Here is a 21637-nt window from a genome sequence, read left to right as displayed (position 1 = left end):
ATAAATTACAATTCTACCAATTGTCAACAGGCTTCATCAATTCCGTTCAGTAAAAAAAGCGCCTTACTGACTGATCATTTCGATCAGACAATAAGGCGCCTTGCTGCTGCAAATGGCGCAGCGGCTTATACGGTTTGTTTTTGCTTGCCAGGCTTGCTTTTTTCCGCCTCCACAAGCTCTGTTCTAGCAGGCCAGAAGGCTCTTTTGCCAAGCAGCGTTGTAATGGCTGGCACGAGGAACGGTCTTACGATGAACGTATCCATCAGAACGCCAATCGCCGTAATAACGCCAAACTGAACCAATACCTGAATCGGCAGCGTCGCAAGTACCGCAAACGTAGCTGCCAGAATCAGACCTGCGGACGTAATAACGCCGCCAGTCTCTGCTACACCTTCACGTATCGCTTGCTTAAGCGGCATTTTCGCTCTTTTCTTCCAAATGCTCGAAATCATGAAAATATTGTAGTCCTCGCCAAGGGCTATGAGGAATACAAACGCATACAACGGGATCGCTCCTTGAATGGCTTCCGCTCCCATTCCATCATGCAATATAAGCCAGCCGAGGCCTAAAGCAGAGCCGAATGACAATAATACGGTGGCGATTAAATATAGAGCTGCAACAATTGAGCGCAAATAGACGATGAGCAGCACTAAAATCATACCAATTACAAGCGGGATAATAACCTTATTGTCCCTATCGGTCAACAGCTGTGAGTCATGCTGCGTTGCAGTCTGTCCGCCTACCCACACTTTAGACTCCGTACCTGAAACCCCCGCTTTATCCAAGGCTTCCTCAGCCGCTCCGCGAAGCAGCGGAACCAAATCCATAGCCTCCTGTGAATAAGGGTTAATATTTAGCGTAACTTGAACGTACTGCAAATTCGGGTCCTCTTTACTTTGAATCGGCTCCGATACCGAATTAACGAGATCCATATCCGAAAGGCTGGCAACAAGCTCAATTGGCTTGCCCTCTGTTTGAACAGCCACACTGACGGGAGCAAGCTGCCCCGGTGTAAATGCGGTGGAAATCGTATCAAAGCCTTCACGCGACGGCATATTTTTCGGGAAGGAAGACAATAAATCATACGTAAACTTTACCTGTGGAGCAAAACCTGCCAGCGCACCGAGAAAAATAACGCTCGCGATAACAACCGTCCAAGGCTTCGCAACGACTAAGCTGCCCACCTTTGTGCCTAGCTTACTGCCTTGACGGCGCGGGCGAAACGACTTGCCGCGCTTCTCTGCACGCAACCGCTGCATACCTTCGGTGCGAGGAATGAACGGGAAGAAGGAAGCTCTTCCCATAATCGACAATAGCGCAGGCACGAGTGTCAGGCTGGCAATACCCATAATGAAAATCGACAAGCTGAATGGTATAGCAAAACGCTGGTAAGCACCATATTTGGCCGCAAGCAGTGCCAGCAAGGACAGAACGACCGTGAAGCCGCTCATTGCAATCGCTCCCGAAGCATCACGAAAAGCAATTTTGAGCGCTGTCATCTTACTTTCTTCCCGCTCCAGCTCTTGGCGGAAATGCGAAATAAAGAACAGGCAGTAGTCTGTCCCTGCACCAAACAGCAGTACCGTCATAATCGAAATGGCTTGGGCATCTACTGTAATCCAGCCCTCAGAGGCCAGCCAGCCGAGAATAGGGCTCGTAACCAAATAAGCGAACCCTACACCTACAATCGGAACGACCGCCAAAATCGGCGACCGATAAATAAGCAGCAATAGGATGAGTACAATCAGCACCGTAGCAATTAGCAGCGACACGTCCGCTCCTTTAAATAATGCTGATGCATCGACCTGAATGCCCACCGGACCGCTGATCCTTGCACTCAGCGCATCGACGCCATTGGTAGCCTCATCAAACGGGCTCATGCCGCCAGCCGCTTCCTTAACCAGCTCTTGAATTTTCTCCAAATTGCTGCGCAAAACTTCCGTATCCGTATTTTCCGCGAATGTAATCGGCTGAACAAGCGTGCCGCCGTCTTCTGACGCCAGCTTTGAAAGCGCAGGAGCCGGCATTTGATGCAGCGGCAGCAGCTCTCCTTGCTCTGGCAACGGCTGCTCGCTAAGCAACTGCGACGTTTTCTGAATGAGCGCATAATCTTCATCGGTGAGACCGGCATCCCTATGCCATACAACCAAGGCAGGCACACCTGCCCCATTTGGGAATTTTTCCTTCATTAATTGATCTGCAAGCACGGAAGGGCTGTCTGCTTCCAGGTTGGGCGCATTATTTTTCTCTTGTCCTCCAACAGCCGGAAGCCACATCGTTAACGCTCCCGCAAGCACTATCCATACGATTACCGTGACCCACCGCGTACGGCGGCCTGCAATGACGCTTCCTAATTTCTCTAGCATTACTCCCATCCTCCGTTTCACATCTTTAGCCATTTGGTTTAAAATAGATTTCGTAGGCTAATATAATTATATATACCCGAAGGTTAATTAATCAACTTATTTTATTACAATTAGATGAACATGGAGGGTCACAACATGGGAGTTAATCGAGAAAAGCGCAAGCCTGGCCGTCCGAAAGGCAGCAGCACCGCTCAAACGATGGATAAAATTTTATTTACGGCATCTTATCAATTTATGGAGCTTGGCTTCGAAAAAGTGTCGCTCGACGGCGTGGCCAAAGCCTGCGGCGTTACAAAGGCAAGCGTCTACTATTATTTCAATAATAAAGCGGTGCTTTTTACCGAGGCGCTTTTGTTCGTCTTAAACATGGCTTATCAAAGTACGCGCAAAATCATTACCGGCCCTGGTGAGCTTAAGGAGCGGCTGCTTATTGTAGCTGAAAGGCATATGGCGAACGCCCATGTCGACTTTGAAACCATGATGCGCGAAGCGGCTTCAGGGCTCAGCGAGGAGCAGACGCTAACGATCCGTGCCGGTGAATCGCGGCTGCATGAGCTGCTCGCTGACATTTTTCAAGAGGCTATGGATAAAAAAGAGCTCGCTTCAGGCAATCCGCTGCTGCTTGCCCATGCCTATACCGCTATGCTGAGCATCCGCAACCGTAAAAATGTAGTCAACGACGAAGCTTCACTCAAGCAAACAGCACGTGAGCTTGTAGACCTGTTCTGGCATGGCGCCGCTCCCCATTAAAACGCGCGCCAGTCGAGGGCTAGGCGGGCGCTGCCTCCGCGAAAAAATAAAAGAGACTCCCTTCAGCCTTCACAGGCCGAAGAAAGTCTCAAAGGGTTTAAAGCGGCTGCTCTTTCCTGACACCGACTACAAAATAATAAAAGCAAACGCGATGGCAAGCGCAAAGCGGTAGTAAGCAAACCAGGATAAACGCAGCTTTTTGATTAAATTAATAAAGGTAACGACAGCAATAAGCGCCACGATAAACGCAGTAATGAAGCCAATGAGAAACAGCGGCATATCCGCCATCGTCAGAAATTCACGGCTTTTAATCAGATCAATACCGCTTGCTCCCGCCATCATCGGCACCGATACGATAAATGTAAATTCCGCCGCAGCCTTTTGGCTTGCTCCGAAAAACATCCCCCCCGATATCGTTGAGCCTGAGCGTGAGAAGCCAGGCCAAAGCGCCAGCACCTGAAAACAGCCGATCGCAAGTGCTTGCTTGTACGATAGATCATCAAGCTCCTCAGCCGTTACTTTTCGCTTAATCCGGTCAGCGGCGATCATCAGAATCCCGCCTGCGACGAGACCGACCAGTACCGTAGTCGTACTGAACAAATATTGTTTAATAAATCCATGAAATACAACACCGATAAGACCTGCTGGAAGCATCGCCAGCGCGATATGCAGCGCGTTCATCCCGGATGATTTGGAGAAGTTGAAGTTCAATAGCTTCAAGAACCTTTTGCGATAAAGCACCAGTACGGCAAGCACCGCTCCAAATTGAATGACGACCTCAAAGGTTTTTGCACGGTCTCCTGTAAAGTTAAGTAAATCCGCGAGTAAAATGAGATGCCCTGTCGATGATACAGGTAGAAACTCCGTCAAGCCTTCCACGATTCCCATTAGAATCGCATTTAATAAATCCACCATTCTCCTGCCTCCTGCATCCTAATCTCTAATTTCTTATCTGAAATAAACTCTATTATTGTAACACAGGACTTCCGCCAAGTCTTGCCCAGCAAGTCCCAGATTTTCGACAGCAAAAGCTTGGTTTTATGAAACTTGCCTTTAGGGCAATCCGTATTAGTGCTGTGCGGTTTGAACGCTGCTTTCAAGCAGCGGGAATCCAGCTTATTCACCGTATGTCACGAAGGGAGCCCGCATCATTGAAGCCACAAGAGGACATATCAAAAAGCCCGCTCCACATAGGGTCAGGCCAACTCGCGCTCGCGGAGAGCGCTGAAATGAAGCAAGTGGAAACCGCTGCTCAACTGAGCAGCACTTGGAAAAAGCTCGCGTTTTGGATAAAAATGACGGCTGTTTTAACGCTGCTGTTCGGCTTGTTTCAAACCTTCGCCAGCCTGCTGCAATTTGGGCTCGGGACGATTGCCGGACTGCTAGAAATCAGTGTCGCCGTCGTCTTGTTTCTGTTAGGAAAACAGGTCGGCAGGCTTGCTGGCAAGTCAGATGACAATGCGATGCTCAAGCTGGCGCAGCGGCTGCTGCTTTATTTTCGGCTGCAAGCTGCCTTTATTATTTCGTTCGCCATCGTCTTTATTATTATTGTTGTGACCGTCATTCATTTTCTCGTGGACTGGGACTGGGCCATAAGTCTGATGCAGCACGGGCGAAAAGCGAACAAGCTGCTTACTCGGCTGGAAAGCTTGTATAACATCGTTGCCGACTGGTTTACATAACGGCCGCTTCCCCCACACACCCTCAGCCGACGACAATTTCGATTTTACGTATGCGATGCGTCTCTTTCTCGCGAATGATGAATGTCAGCTCCGCAAATGTCCAGGCCTCCCCGACAGGGAGGTCCGGCATACGGTTGAATAGCCAGCCGCCAATCGAATCCACCTCTTCGCTTTCTAAATGGCTGCCGGTCGCTGTATTCACCTCGCTAATGAGCGCATTGCCGTTCACCATGAACCTGCCCTCTCCAAGCTGGTCAATTTCCTTCACCTCGTCCGCATCAAATTCATCACGAATTTCGCCTACGATTTCCTCAATAATGTCTTCAATTGTAATCAGCCCAGAAGTGCCGCCATATTCATCGAGCAAAATCGACATATGCACCCGTTCCGTTTGCATCGTCCGCAGCAGCTTCTTTATCGGCATAACCTCCGGCATAAACATGACCGGCTGCATGAGCGAGCTTACCTCGGTCGTCTGCTGATCCGCATAATGCATAAAAAACTGCTTCGTATTTATAACGCCAATTATATTGTCCTTGCTCCCTTGGGCCACTGGAAACCTTGTATATTGCTCGCGCTTGATGGTCGCGACATTTTCCTCATGCGGCTTATCGCTGTACAGGCACACCATATCGGTGCGCGGCACCATAATTTCCCTGGCAAGTCGCTCGTCGAATTCAAATATGCGATTCACATAGCTAAGCTCGCTTTTATTAATTTTGCCGCTTTCATAGCTTTCAGACATAATAAGCCGGATTTCTTCCTCCGAATGCGCCTCATGCTCCGTCGCCGGCTTAAAGCCGACTAGTCGCACCAGCCCATTTGCTGAACCATTCAGCAGCCAGATAAACGGAAAAAACAGCCGGTAAAACCAAATGATGAGCGGCGCTGTAAGCTGGCTAATTTGCTCGGATTTAATAATGGCAAGCGTCTTCGGCGCAAGCTCGCCAAGCACGACGTGCAAGTAGGTCACAAGGCTGAAGGAAACGATGAAGGACAGCACATCGGCAATATCGCCTACGATGCCCCAATGATGCAGCAGCGGATGCAGCACCTCATGAATCGTCGGCTCGCCGAGCCAACCAAGTCCGAGCGCTGTAATCGTAATCCCTAACTGGCAGGCTGACAAATAACCATCCAAATTGTTAACAACCTTCTCAACCGCAATCGCGTTTTTTGCGCCTTCCGCTACCATTTGATGCACACGGCTTGCCCGCAAGCGGACGACAGCAAATTCTGTCGCTACAAAAAAAGCAGTAAACACAAGCAAAATTACAAATACCGTCAGCTTCCAAATCATGCCGAATCTCCTCTGCCATTTTGGACTATGCCCTATTGTTTCCATGAACGGCGAAAATCATTACAAAGAAGCGGCTGAAAAGAAAAATGCCCGCAAGACGTGCTGTAAAGCTACAGCGGCCTGCGGGCATTTTATAAGAAGCATAGAACTAATTTCTGACTAATACCCTACCTCAACCGAAGCATTGACAATATAAATCAAATCATTGCGATCCGCTTTGTCTGGAAGCACAATACCGCTTGTCGTCAGCATACCGCCGTCTACAACCTCAACACTCACCGTACCATAAGGAAGCACTGCTTTCACTTGCTCAATATCCAGCAGCTCCTTGTCGCATGGAACAGCAAGCCGCACCCTAACCTTCATCGCATCCAGCGTTCCGCCAGGCAAAATGCCAAGCAAACCCGGCATAGAATTGTGATGTATCGCATTTTGCACAGCCCGTACCGCCGCCTTCGTAACGTCTTGACCATGCAGGTCGCAGCCCATACCAATTTCAATAAACAGCAGCTTTTCCATCATTGCGCCTCCTTTATGCTTCTATGAACCATACATTATAGCTTGCCAATACGGCTGTAGCTGTTATTCGCCTTCGTCATTCGAGCCATTTGCCAGGTCATCCGCATAACGCTGCAAATCCGCTATGGCGCTGCTCTCTTGCTTGTGCGTCCCGATCTCAGGCAGCAGTTCAATTAAATCAGGCGGCTGCAATAGCTCGATTGGCGACATCCCTTTATCAAACTGGAATGAATCTCCCTCAATAACGACAACATAACGGCCATTATGCTTGGCAAAATGCAGCGCTGTACCAAACTCCGCCAGCAGCCCCTTAACGGTTACGCTATCCAGCTTGAATGTGAATGGCAAATCCGGCTTTTGCTCTACCAGCGCTGCCGACGCCAATGACACCTGCTCCTGTGACCAGTATTCATGAATATCGCGTTTCTCGCTATGCGCCCATACTTCAATCGCATTTGCTTCCTCGTGGCGCTCGGCGCTCTCCGTCACGCCCTCCCACTTGTCATCCATATATTGCTGCACCATGTCCAGCAGCTGATCGCTCATCACTTCTGGCAGCGGCTTCTCATAAGAGACAAATTTCAGAAAATCCTCAAAATAGCGGGCATGAGACGCCTGATGAATTTTCAGCTCCCAATGCTCAAGTATGCCCTCCTCGGGCATATGCGGGTACTGAATCGACTTGATGCTGCGGGCACTAATCGCCATTTCCACCTGCGAAATCAAATTGCGCTCATCGGAAATGCGAGCGATTTTTGGCTCAAAATCACATTTTAAGAGGAATAAAAAAGGTTCATCAAAATAAGTGTTCAGCTTCGCTCTTGCAATAATAAAAGCACCGCCGCGCACTGCGCTCGTATCCATATAAATATGCACCAGCTCATCAGCAATGCCGATATAGCGTTCCTTGCTGTCCGCATCACGCAGCCGCTGGAACAAATTATAGTTTTGATTACTGCCCAGCTCGTAGCCGGGCTCGACCATGAATCGGCCAATTTTAGTCGGCGCATTTTCCGAATTCGGGTTGCGCTCTACTTTGCGCTTGACGATGCGGGCAAATTCCCCGTCCAAAAATCGCTTGATCTCACTATCTTCATAGTCCTCCTCCTCCAGCGTCTGATAATGCTTGTACCGCTTGGAGGAGCTGCTGTCCTCTCCCTCGGTAACAATGACGAAGAAGGATAAATATTCCATTATAAAATCCACGTTTATGACCCTCCGCTTGTATACGCCTTTTCCTGATATAAATAAGCCGGCTTTAATTCCGTATCGTCAAAGCTCCGATGCCATACCGCTGTCGTTGCCGGAGACATGGGGGGGATAAGCCACGACCAGCGTCCCGTAACCGCTCGGCCCTGTTCCTTCTCCTGCTTCTCAAAGCGCATAAACTGCTCGGCAGCCGTATGATGATCGACGATGCTTGCACCATGCTTTTTGAATGAATGTATGACAGCCGCGTTCAGCTCTACCAGCGCTCGATCTTTCCATAGAGATGTATTCGTCGTCGTATCCAATCCCATTAACCTCGCTACGATGGGCAGTTGATTGTAACGATCCGTATCTGCCAAATTGCGCGCCCCGATTTCCGTGCCCATATACCAGCCATTAAACGGTGCTGCTGTGTAAGATATGCCGCCGATTTCCAGCATCATATCTGCGATGAATGGGACCGCATACCAACGCAGGCCCAGCTCCCCAAACGACTCCAGCTCCGGATGCGACAATGGAATTTCCAGCGCCAGCCCTTCTGGAAGCTCGTACAGCTTCGGTTTTTTGCCGAGCTGCTGAATAACAAGCGGCAGCACATCGAACCTTGTTCCCGCACCTTTCCAGCCCAAAGCTTCGCAGGCCTTCGTAAATGGCACCGAAGCTGGATCACCTATGACCCCGCCATTCCCGTCCTCATAGCCCGCATAACGAACAAGCTGGTGGTTCCACAGCCGAATTTGATTGTGCGCTTGCTTTGCTGCAAAAATCGTAATTGCCGGGCGGACCTTGCCGCCATTCGTCGCATAGCGAATATGCGAAAAGATCGCCTCTGCAATATCGTCCTCCTCGTGGAGCTGACGGGCGTCAAACACCTCCATCGTATGCCAAAAAAGACGGCCGATGCAGCGATTGCTGTTGCGCCACGCCATTTTCGCCCCATGCTGGAGCTCTTCATATGTATGCTCATAAAAACCTGTACGCTCAACCTCTGAGCGAATTTCTGCCAGTCGATGCACAACCTCCGCTTCACTTTTACCAAGCTCGGCATAACAGGTAAAGATGAATTGCTCTGCTTCTCTATATAGCTGCTGCTCCACTTCGATCATGGTGTTCCCTACTCTCTTTATGCTTTCATATCTGCTACTTTTAAGATACCCCATTTTGCCTTCATTCGCTAGCCGATAGCTAAGGGATTAGACAGCAGGAGGAGCAAACTCTAGGCGTTTGTTCACTGCCTTGTCACTTTATGCTGCGTCCCCGATATGAAAAAGCAAAGCCCCGCATGGCGACATCCGCCTCGGGGCTTTGCTTAGGAATACCGTTAGTTTTCGTCTGCTTCTTCGTGTTCATTGCTTTGGCGAGCCAGCAGCAGAAACACAATAATAAGCACAAAAGCGATCATCGCCATCATCGGAATCGTCAGAAAGCCAAACCAGTTCAAATAGTCAAAATTACACGGGATGCCTGAACGGCAAGGCACCAGCTCGCCCACCTTCGGAAACCAAATCTCGAAGTTATGGAAAATGGAAATCGCAAGCCCGATTATATTAATCGGCAGTAAGTACTTAATGATATTTCGCTCTCCGCGATACGTCGCAATCCCTAAAATAATGACCTGCGGATACATGAAGATGCGCTGATACCAGCATAAATCACAAGGCAAAAACCCTTTAATTTCACTAAAATACAAGCTGCCCCCCGTTGCGACTAGCGCAACGATCCAGGCGAAATATAAAGCATAACGTTTCAACCACGATTCATGGGCTGGCGTTGTCATTTTTGACCGGGCTCCTTTTTAATCAAGGCCCCTTATTTTAGAGCTGCCTCAATTGTTGATTTGATCGTTGCGTAATCGAGACTTGAAACCGCCTTGCCATTAACAAAGACGGTCGGCGTTCCTCCGATATTAAGCGGACGAACGAGCGAGTTATCGCGGTCAACCTGCTTTTGATAGGTTTTATTCTCGATGTCGCTTTTCAGCAAATCAAAGTCGATAGGAAGCTTGGCGTCCTTTGCAATCTGCACCAATTGCTCAGGCGTTGCCCATTCGATATTTTCATTTTGTTGATTGTCATAAATCGCTTGGTTATAAGTCCAGAAGGCGTCATTATTTTGCTGGTAGACCGCTTCCGCCGCGAGTGCAGCCGTCACGGAATCTTTACCGATGAACGAATAGTTTGCAAAATAAAGGGATGCTTTGCCTGTTTCAATAAAATCCTTCTCTAGCTGAGGTTTGATTTGTTGCGAGAAATCACGACAGATTGGACACTTGTAATCGCCGAATTCAACGATTTTGACAGGTGCTTCTACGCTGCCTAGCACAGGCATTGCTTCATACTCGAATTCATACGGCTTCGACTGATTGTTAATGCCGAGTACGATGACGACAATGACCGCCAAAATACCGATTGTCAGAAAAATAAGCGAGCTGTTCGAATTTTTCTTGGGCTGCTGCCTTTGCTGCTGAGTGCTGCTTGAACCTTTTTTCTTAGTTTTCGTCACTACCGCTCAAATCCTCCTCAAAAAATACAGGTATATACATCTTGTAGCAATTTTAGTTACAAGGCCTGCTGATGTCAAGAATTTGCGGAAAAATGCCTTAATACTGTCATAATTCCTCCACGCCTTCGGCAACGTCTGCTACTAACGAGGTAAACGAGCCTTGATAAACTAATTTTAGCTTATGAAGCGCTCTCGTACAACCAACATATAACAGCTTGGCATCCTGATCGGTATAAGCAAGCGCACCAGCATCGGCAATGAGCACCGCATCAAATTCAAGCCCTTTGGACAAGTAAGCGGGCACGACGGACAAGCCTCCGCTATATTCAGGCTGTCCCCGCTGTACAAGCGAAGCCTCTACCCCCGCCGCGTTCAAAGCTGCATGGATAACCGCGCATTCCTCCGTCGTCCGGCCAATAACTGCAATCGTCTGATAGCTGCCGTCCGCTTGCCACTCCCGAACCGTTTGCTCCAGCATGTCCATCCACTCACTTGGCTCAGCTGGCGCAAGCTCCACTGCGTCCCCGCTGCGGAATACAGGTACAGCTGCCTTCACGCCCGCCCCCATTGCACCAAGTATCCGATTGGCGAATGCGATAATTTCCATCGTGGAGCGATAGCTGCGGTTCAGCTCAAAAAATCCGGTCTGTTCTTCATCATACAGCGCAGTCAGCTCCTGCCAGCTATGAATGCCTGCATAGGCATGGATGCCCTGCTGCAAGTCGCCCAGCACGGTCAATGACGGCGTTTGCTGGCAAAGACGCAGCGCCTCCAGCTGGAACGGCGAATAATCCTGCGCCTCGTCAATGACGATATGGTCATAAGGCGCTGTTTGCAGCCCAAACAGGCGCAAATGAATATAGGCGAGCGGCGCCAAATCCTCTGGCGCAATCGTTCCCACCTTCAGGCGTGCAGCCGTCGCTGCCGCTATTGCTTTTGGCACCAGGCTTATCGCCTGCTTGCCTTGGAAGAAGGACGCATATAGCTTTGGCGCGGTGTAAGCCGGAATTTTTTTCGCGAGTGCATTTAAGCGGGTTAATGCTTTGGCCCTTACTTTTTTATCATGTATGCCGCGCATTTTCAGCTCGGATTCCAGCCATCTGCGAATACGGCTGACGAATCGCTCGCGCTTGCGCATCAGCGGCTCCTCGCCATAATCGGTGCGATACCATTCCAGCATTTGCTCTGGACTCAGCACCAGCTTATCTACAGGCTCAAAAGGCTGCAAGGGCACGATGCCAAGCTCTAGCTGCTCCAGCCGCTCGTCAATGGCCTGCTTAAACGCAAGCGAGCCCTTCAAGCGTCCGGGCGCCTGTGTAATTTCTTCCGCGCTGCGATAATGCTCGAACCAATATTCCAACGTATCAATCTTATCATCCATTCGCACTTCAAGCTCCAGCAAATCCAGTGCCCAGTCGGCAAATGTCGTCTGCTGAATATCGCCTACGCCCAGCTCCGGCAGCACGCCGGAAATATATTCGAGGAACATGCGGTTAGGCGCAAAAATAACCATCCGCTCCGCCCGCATTCGATCGGCATACTGATAGAGCAAAAAAGCGAGCCGATGCAACGCTACCGTCGTCTTGCCGCTCCCTGCCACGCCCTGAATAAACAGCGCCTTGCTTCGTCCCGTACGGATGATCGCATCCTGCTCCTGCTGGATCGTCGACACGATATCTCTAAGCCGATTGTCTTTATTTTCACCTAGTCGATAGAGCAAAAACTCGTCGGTGACCGCATCTTCTTCCTGACCGCGCGTGAAGCTGTCCACCATTCGGACAAGCTCGCCCTGGCGAACCATCAGATTGCGCTTTAAATAGACGATTCCTTCAATTTCACCATCAGGAGAATCATAAGTAACCGCCGCATCACCGCCTGTAAAAGAATAAAACAAGCTGGCAATTGGCGCACGCCAGTCAATAACGAGCAGCTCCTTGCCGCCCTCTCTAGCTACGCCTGCCTTGCCAATATAGAGCTCCTGCTTGGCTCCGGTGGGCAGTTCCTCAAAATCAATTCGTCCAAAATACGGCTCGCGAAAAGCAATTTCCAGCCCCCGCTTCCGTTCCTCTCTTTGCAAATCGAGCATTTGCTCTGTAAAATCATTGCCTGTGTAGCGCGGGCCTATCGCACTTAGCTGTGATTGTATTTCCTCAAGCGAGCGCGCTAAACGCTCTTGCTCTTCTTGATAGGCACTTTGAACCGTCATATCAGCCAGTTACCTCCTAAGAATATAGTGGGAAAGCGAACTGTCAATATACCATAGGAGGCTAGCGGGAATCAACTTCTAATTTCCAAGCAAGCTGAAACGCCGGGCGCCGTCCTCTGATGGCGCCCGGCGTTTCAGACCGAGAATTATAGAGAGAGGATTATAGAGAAAGGGTAACGAAATCATGCTTTCTCTATATTTTTGAATAAGCCAACTGAGTTCGTTATGCTATTTGAAAATTGAAATATCGAACACATAGTGAAATACCGTTGCAAATAAAGCCAAATTTAACAGCACAAGCAGCGGTATTCCTATTACGAAGGAGCGATGCTTCGTCTTGTGGCGCCATGTCCGCATGCCAGCGTAGGCTCCAATAGCCCCTCCAAGAGCGCTCAGAGTAAACAAGCGTTTCTCAGGAATGCGTCTTTGCTGGCGGCGGGCGCTCTGCTTGTCTAAATACATGAGCGTAAACGTCCAGCAGTTAATGGCGAGTATAAATAAAATAAAAAACTGCATCGACATTTTTGAGGCCCTCTTTTCCTTGTTGCTTTCGTTATGAATGCCGCAAGCTACTTGCGCGGCTTAACGCGATTCGTCGGCTGCGCCGCGTAGGGGTCATCCGGCCAATAATGCTTCGGATAGCGTCCTTTTAAATCCTTTTTCACTTCGAAATAAGTATGGCTCCAAAAGCTGCCCAAATCGCGCGTCACCTGAACCGGGCGCTGCGAAGGCGACAGCAGATGGAGCGTTAACGGAAGCTTGCCTCCTGCGAGCATAGGCGTGTCCTTCATGCCAAACAGCTCCTGCAGCCGCACGGCGATGAATGGCGCTTCCGGGTCATTGTAATCGACCGGAATACGCGAGCCGCTAGGCACCGTGATATGCGTTGGAACTTGCTTGCCGAGCTCCTGCTGCTGCGGCCAGGTGAGCATACCCTCCAGAAGCTGCTGCATATTCAGACGTTGAAGATCAGATTTGCTTTTCATCCCTTGAATATGGGGCAGCAGCCACTGCGAAAGCGCTGGCGTAGAGAGCAGCCCTTCTTCAGATACATCCGGCCAGCTGCTGTCATAGTGTCTCATCAGCCGCATACGAGCCAGATACTGGGCAGCCTGCTTCGTTAACGGCAGCAAGGCAAAACCCTCCTGCTGCACCCCCTGTGCCAGCGCCGCAGCAACGAGCTCTGCATCCGGCTTCGCCAGCGGCTTTTCCTGCAAAAGGAGCGCGCCGAGCCGGACGCGCTCACGCGCCCTTACCGCTTGGGCGGACGCGTCCCACTCCACGACGCACTCCTGCCCAATTTGGTCGCGAGCAGCCAATGCCAGCTCGCCTTCCGTCAGTTCAGCCGCGAGCCGGATACGGCTCTCCGTTCCGGCATCGTCGAGCTCCGCCGCAACGAGGTAGGCTGCGCGCGACAAGGGCTGGGCTTCTGGCAGCGCCGCACCGCGGCCGCTTGCGAGCAAATACCTGCCGTCGCTGCGCCGCTGCGCGATGCGATCGGGATAGGCGAGCGCCAGCAGTGCGCCGCAGGACATCGCGGCATCCTGCTGGCCCGCTCCGGCAGCCGCTGCTCCATGCGCGGCTGATCCTGCTCCCCCGGCTGCTGCGCTAGCCAGCAGCCGGCTCCATTGCTGCGCCTGCGAGCGAATCCGCTGCACCGCGCCGCGATCCACCTCAGCACCGCTGCTGCCGCCGCGGTGCAGAGCATCCAGCCGCAGCTGCACATCGGCGCTGCGCTGCTGCGGCAGCAGGTCGCGCTCGCTAAGCAGCGCGGCCAGCTCACAAGCGCGCTGCCCCGCGCCATACGACTGCGCGCGGAGCAGCATATATCCGAGCCTCGGATGAAGCCCGAGGCTCGCCATTTGCCGTCCCGACTCCGTAGGACGGCCTAATGCATCTACAGCCTGCAGCAGCTCAAGCAGCTGCAGCGCCTGCTGATACGCGCCGATCGGCGGCGGGTCCAGCCAGCCGAGCTCCTCCGGCTGCTGGATTCCCCATACCGCAAGCTCCAGCGCGAGCGGCGCAAGATCGGCCTCCAGCATTTCCGGCTGGCTGAACGGCTGCAAATACATATGCTCCTGCTCCGTCCACAGCCGGTAGCACACGCCAGGTGCAAGCCTTCCGGCGCGCCCCCGGCGCTGGTCGGCTGACGCCTGCGACACCAGGGCCGTCTCCAGCCGCGTCATGCCCGTGCGCGGCGAAAACCGCGACACTCGCATCAGGCCTGCATCGACGACGATACGCACGCCTTCAACCGTTAAGCTGGATTCCGCAATTGCCGTTGCCAGCACAACTTTGCGCTCGCCCGCAGCGGGCGGCTGAATCGCCTGCTCCTGCGCTTCCAGCGGCATCATGCCATAAAGCTCCGCCACCTTAATGCCCTTCATCCGCTCCTCTCTTGCTAGCATTGAGGCAACGCGCCGAATTTCGCCAACGCCTGGCAGGAAGACGAGCATATTTCCTTCATGTGCGGACAGCGCCTGCAAGATCGTGCTTACAACATTCGGCTCGATGCGCCCTTCCACTTTCGCGGCGCGATATATCGTCTGCACCGGAAATACTCTTCCCGCACTTTCAATAATCGGCGCACCACCGAGCATTTCTGCAACAGGGCCTGCTGCAAGCGTCGCCGACATCACCAGCAGCCTCAGATCGCTGCGCAGCAGTGCCTGCGACTGCAAGCTCAGCGCCAGGCCAAGATCACCATGCAAATGACGCTCATGAAACTCGTCAAACACAATTACGCCAACGTCAAGCAAAGCCGGATCTTCCTGAAGCATGCGGGTCAGCACGCCCTCCGTCACCACTTCTATACGGGTACGAGCGCTCACCATCGTATCCAGACGAACGCGGTAGCCGACCGTGTCGCCTACCTGTTCACCGAGCGTCTCCGCCATATATTTGGCGGCAGAGCGGGCTGCAAGCCTTCGCGGCTCCAGCATAATAATTTTACGGCCATCCAGCCAGGCCGCGTCCAGCAGAGCAAGCGGCACGCGCGTCGTCTTGCCAGCTCCTGGCTCGGCGACCAGCACGGCGCCGCTTCCAGCAGCCAGCACCTCAAGCAGTTCCGGCAAAACCGCATCAATCGGAAGTTGATTCATCTTTTTCTCCTCAATAAACCGTCTTATTTCATAATGCGCAGCATTTGGACGACGGGGCGGCTATCTCCTTGCAGCGTCGCCTCCGCACTACGCAACTGCGAGGAGCCATCACCATCGAGAAAGATTCCTCCTGCAAGCATGCCTTGTCCAACCTGCTCGATAACGGCTTCGCGAAAAGCAGCCAAGCTCCCCTTCGTGCTGCTGACAACCAAATAAAGATTGCCCTGCTGATCGTATACAGCAGCAGACCTTAAACGCGCGTCATCGGGAAAAGGAGCATTTTCCTGCTGCGCCTGATCCAGCCAGCCCGCATCATTACCGATACTCATGCTAATGCCGCCCTGCGCCCAAAAGCGGGTATGATCCTGAACTTTAAGCTCGGATGCCTTGCTCGCTATTTGTACGCTAAGCTGATCCTTTACACCATCCCATACGAGTGTTCCGCGAGCATATTTGGCATTTTCGCTGCCGGAGCCATAGGCTCCCTGCTCTTCATTGACCGCAAGGCTGTTGACCACGGCAATGCTAAGCAGCGATTTTTCATAAAAAAATCCGCCATTAATGCCATAATACGGCGTTAACGCAACATTATTTTGCACCAATTGAGGCTTCACGTTGGACGGTCGGGTTTTTAAAACATGCAGCATAAAGCCATTCGTCGCTTCCACAGCTGCATAGCTGTAATTAACAGGCTGCTGGGTGCCGTCGCTTGCCGCTCCGCCCTTATGCTGCATCGACTGAATCATTCCGTAAAGCAGCAGCGCGCAAAAGGCAAGAAACGCCAGCATAATGCCTGCGATGATCCAGCTTTTTTTCTTTCCCAAACGCTGTGCAGCTTGCTTTTCCATGACTTCACTACTCCTATTCCGGCTGTTTAATTAATCCTTTCCTGCCAGTAGGCCCTTTTTTAAGCTAAGCACCAAGCTCTCCGCCCGCACCAAGCAGCTTATAAACGAGAGGCATATTTAAATGCTTGCGCGAATGTGCTGCAAGCCGATCAAATGCCTCCTCACGGCTTTCGCGGAACCGAAGCTCTGCCGCAAGCGGCTCCCAGCCGCGCTCCTTACGAATAAAATTCAGCCACGCCCGGCGCAAATCATCATTATGTAAAATGCCATGTATAAATGTGCCCCAAAGTCGGCCATCCGCCGAGCACGCCCCTTCACCCTCATAGGCAAGCTCGCCCTCTTGCAGCGATGCTGCACCAGTCTGCTGGCCTCGAATGGCAAAGGGCTGAAGAAGCTCTCCACGCTGGAGCATTTCCCCCATATGGATTTCATAGCCTTCAACGGGAAGCTTGTCTGTCAGCCAACCTGATGCAGTATGGGCGCTCCCCTCTATACGAACCGTCTTTTTCTCCCCTGCAAACTTTACGTCAAAAGGAAAAAAGCCAAAGCCCGGTGTTTCCTTATGCTCGGACTCCACACCCGCCGGATCAAGCAGCATATCACCAAGCATTTCATAGCCTCCGCATATGCCAACGAGATGTCCACCCTTCTTAACGAACGCGCTTATCTGCTGAGCAAGTCCTGTTTGGCGAAGCCATAGCAAATCCTCGACCGTATTTTTGCTGCCTGGCAAAATAACAGCATCAGGAGTACCCCATTGCTCCGGCCTGTCCACAAAACGCAGCATGACATCCGCTTCAAAGTAAAGCGGATCAGCATCGGTAAAATTAGATATGCGAGGCAGACGAAGCACGACAATATCAAGCGTATCAGGCCGCCCTTTTACTTGCTCCTCCAGCTTGCGCTCCAGCGACAGCGAATCCTCATCCTCCAGCGCAAGTCCCGGCAAAAACGGCAATACGCCAAGCACTGGCTTGCCCGTCCGCTCCTCCAGCCAATCGACGCCGGGCTGCAGCAGTCCTATATCGCCGCGGAATTTATTGATAACGAACCCGCAAACACGCTCACGCTCATGCGGTTCCAGCAGCTCAAGCGTACCGACAATTGAAGCAAACACCCCGCCCCTGTCAATATCCGCCACAAGAATGACGGGGGCATCCGCCCAAGCAGCCATGCGCATATTGACAATGTCCCGATCCTTCAGGTTAATTTCCGCTGGGCTGCCTGCACCTTCCAGCACGACAATATCATGGCTGCTGCGCAGACGGGCGAGCGCTTCCCGTACAATAACGCCAGCCTGCGGCAAATAGCTCTCCCGATATTCGCGAGCGCTGAAATCTCGCAGCGGCTTGCCATGAACGACAACCTGTGAAGACATCTCCTTCGTTGGCTTCAGCAAAATTGGGTTCATATCCGTCGTCGCCAGTACGCCGCAAGCATCCGCCTGCATGCCCTGTGCCCTTCCAATTTCCTTGCCATCCCAGGTGACATAGGAATTAAGCGACATATTTTGTGATTTGAAGGGAACGACTGCATAACCATCCTGCCTAAAAATCCGGCACAAAGCGGCTGTCACCAAGCTTTTTCCAACATCGGAGGCGGTGCCCTGCACCATGATCGTCAGCCCAGCCTTGTTTGTTGATTGATTACTCATGCTTATCCCTACTATCTTCTTTAAAATCATCCAGACATTGTTCCAGTGCCTCCAGCAGCTTTTCATTATCACTGCGCAGCTTGATCGCAAACCGGCAATAACGGTCATCAAGCCCGACAAAATGGGAGGCATCGCGAATAAGCACCCCGCGGCTGCCCATTTCCAGCTGCAAAGCAGCTGCCGTCAAATGAGGCAGAGCTGGCAATCTTACAAGCACATAGTTGGTTTGACTAGGCGTGACGGAAAAACCAAGTCCCTCCAGCTTCGTAATGAGCCAAGGGCGTTCTTCATCCAGCCATTTCAGCGTCCTATCCGCATATTCCGCATCCTCTAAGACGCCCTCGCCTATGAGCTGTGCAAGCGAATTGACGCTCCATGGGACCTGCAGCAGCCGCAGCGCTGCAATGCGCTCTGGCGTACTGACCATATACCCGAGTCGAATGCCTGGAATTGCATAAAATTTCGTCATGGAACGAATGACATACAGCCTGTCATTGCCGGCCGCTTCCTTCACCATTGAATAATTCGCTTCCTCAGGAACAAAATCCATGAAGGCTTCATCTACAACTACCGTAGAGCCGCCTGTCAGCAGCTTCCTAATTAGCGCCGGATCGACAAGTCGTCCCGTTGGATTATTCGGTGAGCCTAGCATATAGAAAGGCTCCTCTACGGCGCTCATCGTGCCTTCAATAGCCTCTTCTGTCAGCTTGAACCCGTTCTCCGGCTTCAGCATGATAGGGGCAATGCCACTGCTGATTTTATGAACAGCGTCCCCGTATTCACTAAAGCAAGGAAACGCGAGACTCGTCATAACAGGGTTCACGGCACGAACGGTCAGATCAATTAGCTCTGCCGCCCCATTTCCGATTAAAATGCACTGTTCATCAATGCCATGCAGCTTTGCAAGCTTTGCCCGCAGCCCGCGTACCGCAGGATCTGGGTACTTGCCAATCTGCTCGGCATACGAAAGCAGTACCCTATTTACCAAGGGGGGCGGACCTAAAGGATTCATATTGGAGCTGAAGTCGACAAATTGATCAGCTGGCCGTCCGAAATTTTCCTCTGCCGTTCGCAGGTCACCGCCATGTCCGTATCTTTCAAGCATGGTGAGTATTCCCCTCTTCTAGTGAGTTGTCAATAATAGCAGTGCAAACAACAAAATCGCTTCAATCGCTTCATTCATTGCACCGTAAGTGTCTCCAGTCAAGCCTCCTAGCTTGCGGGCAAGCCAGAAAGACATTAGCGTCCCTGTCGCCATCGTCACAGCAGCAGCACCTGCCGCTGTGAAAGCGGATGTGCCGAGAGGCAGTCCGAATGCGAGACCGATCCCACAGGCTAGCAGGAAGGTAAGTACAAACCCCGTCCATACATGCCGCAGCTTGGTCGCTTGGAATAAGGCGCCGATCCCCTCTCCCTCACGTGCACTCGGCCAGATGACAATCGCCGCAGCCATCCACCAGCGGCTCCACAGCGGAATAATGACCAGCAGCGGCAGCACATAAACAGACTCTGTATGACTAAGCAGCTCATATAACACTGTAAATTTGAACAACAGCAGCAGAACGGCCGCAATGACACCCATAGCGCCTACTCGGCTATCCTTCATAATTTCCAGCATACGCTCCCGCGAGCGATGGCTCAGTACGCCGTCTGCCGTGTCCATCCAGCCATCCATATGCAAAGCGCCACTAAGCGCGAGCCATAGTGCAAGCAGCAAGACAGCCCCTGGGCCGGCAGGCAGCCAGCTTTGAATAGCAGTAAAGCTTAATGTGACGATACCGCCAATCAATGCTCCGGCAATCGAAAAATATACAGCGCTGCGCGCTAACACCTGCGGCTCAAACGGAACGGTCACAGGCACTGGAATTCTAGTCAAAAATTGAATAGCAGCGACCAGCGCCTGAACATGCAGCTTTAATGAATGAACAGCCATAATGCCAGCACCCCAACTACAAGTAATAGACTGACCAGATATAATAACCTAGTCGTGAACATAATATCCTGCGCCGTCAATGGGCGCACAGGCTCCCCCATTCTCGCACGCTCGCTAGGCTCGCCAAAATAATAATTCAGTCCGCCAAGCTCAATACCGAGCGCCCCGGCAACAGCCGATTCAGGAATACCGCTGTTTGGGCTCGGGTGCTGATGGGCGAATTTTCTTATCGCAGCGACCGAGCGCCTGGCAGACATGCCCGGCAGCAGCCAAGCCGACAACGCGAGCAAAGCTCCCGTCAAGCGGGCGGGTATATAATTGAGCACATCATCGGTTCGCGCCGAGCACGAGCCGAAATCCATATACTTATCATTGCGGTAACCAACCATGGAGTCAAGCGTATTTGCCGCCCGATACAGCATAGCAAGCGGCGCTCCTCCGATTAAAGCAAAAAAGATAGGCGAGACAAGCGCATCGACTGTGTTTTCCGCCACCGTCTCCACAGCAGCACGGGCAGCTTCCGATTCATTCAGCTTGTCCGTATCGCGTCCGACAATGTACCCGACATATTTGCGTGCCTCTTGAAGGTTTCCTGCTATTAACGGAATATAGACGAGCATCGCTGCCTGTTTTAACCCTTTGACCGCGATAGTCGTCGATATAAACCAAATGGTCACCGCATAGCCGAGCCAAGGATGAATAAGCGAAGCGACCGCGACGACTCCCCACATGATCCCATATGAAAGGGCTAACGTTATGAGCATTAGCAAGGTGCCCTTTAATCTGAGGAGCTTGGAGGATTCGGTGTTATCGCGCCTGCGCAGCTTATGCTCCAGCCAAGCAATGAGCCTGCCGATCCAAATGACGGGATGCGTCGGCCATTTAGGATCGCCGACAATCCAATCGACTAGTATAGCTGCGGCAGTAAGCAACAGCATGTCCGGCAAGGAATAGAAGATCATAGCTGCTCCCAGCGAAAAGCCGCTGCCTTGAGCTCAATCGGAATGCCCGCTGTTACAAGAAACACCTTATCGCAAACCGCTGCCACCCGCTGATTGAGCCTCCCTGCCTCATCTCGAAATTTTCGGCCCAGTGGGTAGGCAGGCACAATACCCGCCCCTACCTCATTTGTGACGATTACGAGCGGATAAGAATAAGCCGCAATCGCGCCAATGAGCGCTTCCGTCTGGTGATGCAACTGCTCGTCTGCTTCTCTGCCAGCTTGGCCTGCCTGCTCCTCTGCTGCCATCAAAGCGTTTGTCAACCAGAGAGTCAGACAATCTACAAGCACAACTGGCGGCTGCTTTCCAGCTGACACCATAGCCTCGGATGCCTGCGCCTGCTTCTCCAGCAATTCGGCCAGCTCAAGCGGCTCCTCCACCGTTTCCCATTTAAAGTCTCCTGTACCGCGACTTTGCTGATGCCTATTTACGCGCTCAGCCATTTCTTCATCCCAAATACGGCTGGTGGCCATATAAATGCCCTTTTCTCCAAGCTTCATCGCGAGCTGCTCAGCGAATAAGCTTTTACCGCTTCGCGTACCGCCTGTTACTAACATTGCCATTAC

Annotated in this window: 19 protein-coding genes; 2 read left to right on the top strand and 17 right to left on the bottom strand. The window is 51.9% G+C overall.

Features of this window, described 5'->3' with window-relative positions:
* Positions 1-125: 125 nt before the first annotated feature.
* On the bottom strand, positions 126-2375 hold the full coding sequence (locus V5J77_RS12235; RefSeq protein WP_338556146.1) for an MMPL family transporter: 2250 nt from the start codon (positions 2373-2375) through the stop codon (positions 126-128).
* A 126-nt stretch (positions 2376-2501) separates the two neighbouring features.
* Here V5J77_RS12235 and V5J77_RS12230 point away from each other — a divergent pair, with 126 nt between their 5' ends.
* Positions 2502-3116 (top strand): TetR/AcrR family transcriptional regulator, encoded by a 615-nt coding sequence (locus V5J77_RS12230; protein ID WP_338556144.1) that lies wholly within the window; start codon positions 2502-2504, stop codon positions 3114-3116.
* 126 nt (positions 3117-3242) lie between these two features.
* Here the strand turns inward: V5J77_RS12230 and V5J77_RS12225 are convergent, their stop codons facing one another.
* Positions 3243-4031, bottom strand: coding sequence for an undecaprenyl-diphosphate phosphatase (locus V5J77_RS12225; protein WP_338556142.1), 789 nt, complete (start codon positions 4029-4031; stop codon positions 3243-3245).
* Between the two features lie 314 nt (positions 4032-4345).
* Between V5J77_RS12225 and V5J77_RS12220 the strand changes: the two genes are divergently transcribed.
* On the top strand, positions 4346-4798 hold the full coding sequence (locus V5J77_RS12220) for a hypothetical protein (RefSeq protein WP_338556140.1): 453 nt from the start codon (positions 4346-4348) through the stop codon (positions 4796-4798).
* A gap of 22 nt (positions 4799-4820) precedes the next feature.
* Here the strand turns inward: V5J77_RS12220 and V5J77_RS12215 are convergent, their stop codons facing one another.
* The 15 genes from V5J77_RS12215 to cobU all read right to left on the bottom strand — a co-directional run bounded on the left by V5J77_RS12215 (position 4821) and on the right by cobU (position 21634).
* Positions 4821-6098: a hemolysin family protein gene (locus tag V5J77_RS12215; protein ID WP_338556138.1), complete on the bottom strand. Its 1278-nt coding sequence runs from the start codon at positions 6096-6098 to the stop codon at positions 4821-4823.
* 159 nt (positions 6099-6257) lie between these two features.
* Complete coding sequence (locus V5J77_RS12210; RefSeq protein WP_338556743.1) at positions 6258-6617, bottom strand: Lin0512 family protein; 360 nt, start codon at positions 6615-6617, stop codon at positions 6258-6260.
* Positions 6618-6680: 63 nt separating this feature from the next.
* A complete protein-coding gene (locus V5J77_RS12205; RefSeq protein ID WP_338556136.1) occupies positions 6681-7823 on the bottom strand; it encodes a DUF3900 domain-containing protein in 1143 nt (380 codons plus the stop codon).
* 2 nt (positions 7824-7825) lie between these two features.
* Positions 7826-8932 (bottom strand): nitric oxide synthase oxygenase, encoded by a 1107-nt coding sequence (locus V5J77_RS12200; RefSeq protein ID WP_338556134.1) that lies wholly within the window; start codon positions 8930-8932, stop codon positions 7826-7828.
* A gap of 215 nt (positions 8933-9147) precedes the next feature.
* Entirely contained in the window at positions 9148-9603 is a 456-nt protein-coding gene (locus V5J77_RS12195) for a disulfide oxidoreductase (RefSeq protein WP_338556132.1), read from the bottom strand.
* 32 nt (positions 9604-9635) lie between these two features.
* Complete coding sequence (locus tag V5J77_RS12190) at positions 9636-10328, bottom strand: thioredoxin domain-containing protein (RefSeq protein WP_338556130.1); 693 nt, start codon at positions 10326-10328, stop codon at positions 9636-9638.
* Between the two features lie 106 nt (positions 10329-10434).
* Positions 10435-12534, bottom strand: coding sequence for a UvrD-helicase domain-containing protein (locus tag V5J77_RS12185; protein WP_338556128.1), 2100 nt, complete (start codon positions 12532-12534; stop codon positions 10435-10437).
* Between the two features lie 228 nt (positions 12535-12762).
* Positions 12763-13056: a DUF1294 domain-containing protein gene (locus V5J77_RS12180; RefSeq protein WP_338556126.1), complete on the bottom strand. Its 294-nt coding sequence runs from the start codon at positions 13054-13056 to the stop codon at positions 12763-12765.
* 47 nt (positions 13057-13103) lie between these two features.
* Positions 13104-15635: an ATP-dependent helicase HrpB gene (hrpB, locus tag V5J77_RS12175; protein WP_338556124.1), complete on the bottom strand. Its 2532-nt coding sequence runs from the start codon at positions 15633-15635 to the stop codon at positions 13104-13106.
* 23 nt (positions 15636-15658) lie between these two features.
* Positions 15659-16483: a hypothetical protein gene (locus tag V5J77_RS12170; RefSeq protein ID WP_338556122.1), complete on the bottom strand. Its 825-nt coding sequence runs from the start codon at positions 16481-16483 to the stop codon at positions 15659-15661.
* 64 nt (positions 16484-16547) lie between these two features.
* A complete protein-coding gene (locus tag V5J77_RS12165; RefSeq protein ID WP_338556120.1) occupies positions 16548-18137 on the bottom strand; it encodes a cobyric acid synthase in 1590 nt (529 codons plus the stop codon).
* Complete coding sequence (locus V5J77_RS12160) at positions 18130-19242, bottom strand: threonine-phosphate decarboxylase (RefSeq protein WP_338556118.1); 1113 nt, start codon at positions 19240-19242, stop codon at positions 18130-18132. The genes V5J77_RS12165 and V5J77_RS12160 overlap by 8 nt, the downstream gene beginning before the upstream one ends.
* An 18-nt stretch (positions 19243-19260) precedes the next feature.
* A complete protein-coding gene (cobS, locus tag V5J77_RS12155) occupies positions 19261-20070 on the bottom strand; it encodes an adenosylcobinamide-GDP ribazoletransferase (RefSeq protein WP_338556116.1) in 810 nt (269 codons plus the stop codon).
* Positions 20052-21032: an adenosylcobinamide-phosphate synthase CbiB gene (cbiB, locus tag V5J77_RS12150; protein ID WP_338556114.1), complete on the bottom strand. Its 981-nt coding sequence runs from the start codon at positions 21030-21032 to the stop codon at positions 20052-20054. Before cbiB ends, cobS begins: the two co-directional genes overlap by 19 nt.
* The gene (gene cobU / locus V5J77_RS12145) at positions 21029-21634 is read right to left on the bottom strand and encodes a bifunctional adenosylcobinamide kinase/adenosylcobinamide-phosphate guanylyltransferase (protein WP_338556112.1); all 606 of its coding nucleotides are present in this window, start codon (positions 21632-21634) and stop codon (positions 21029-21031) included. The genes cbiB and cobU overlap by 4 nt, the downstream gene beginning before the upstream one ends.
* Positions 21635-21637: the final 3 nt, after the last annotated feature.

It is taken from the genome of Paenibacillus sp. KS-LC4 (genome assembly GCF_036894955.1).
In the GTDB taxonomy this organism is placed as follows: Bacteria; Bacillota; Bacilli; order Paenibacillales; family Paenibacillaceae; genus Pristimantibacillus.
This window is presented reverse-complemented; position numbering and strand designations above follow the sequence as displayed.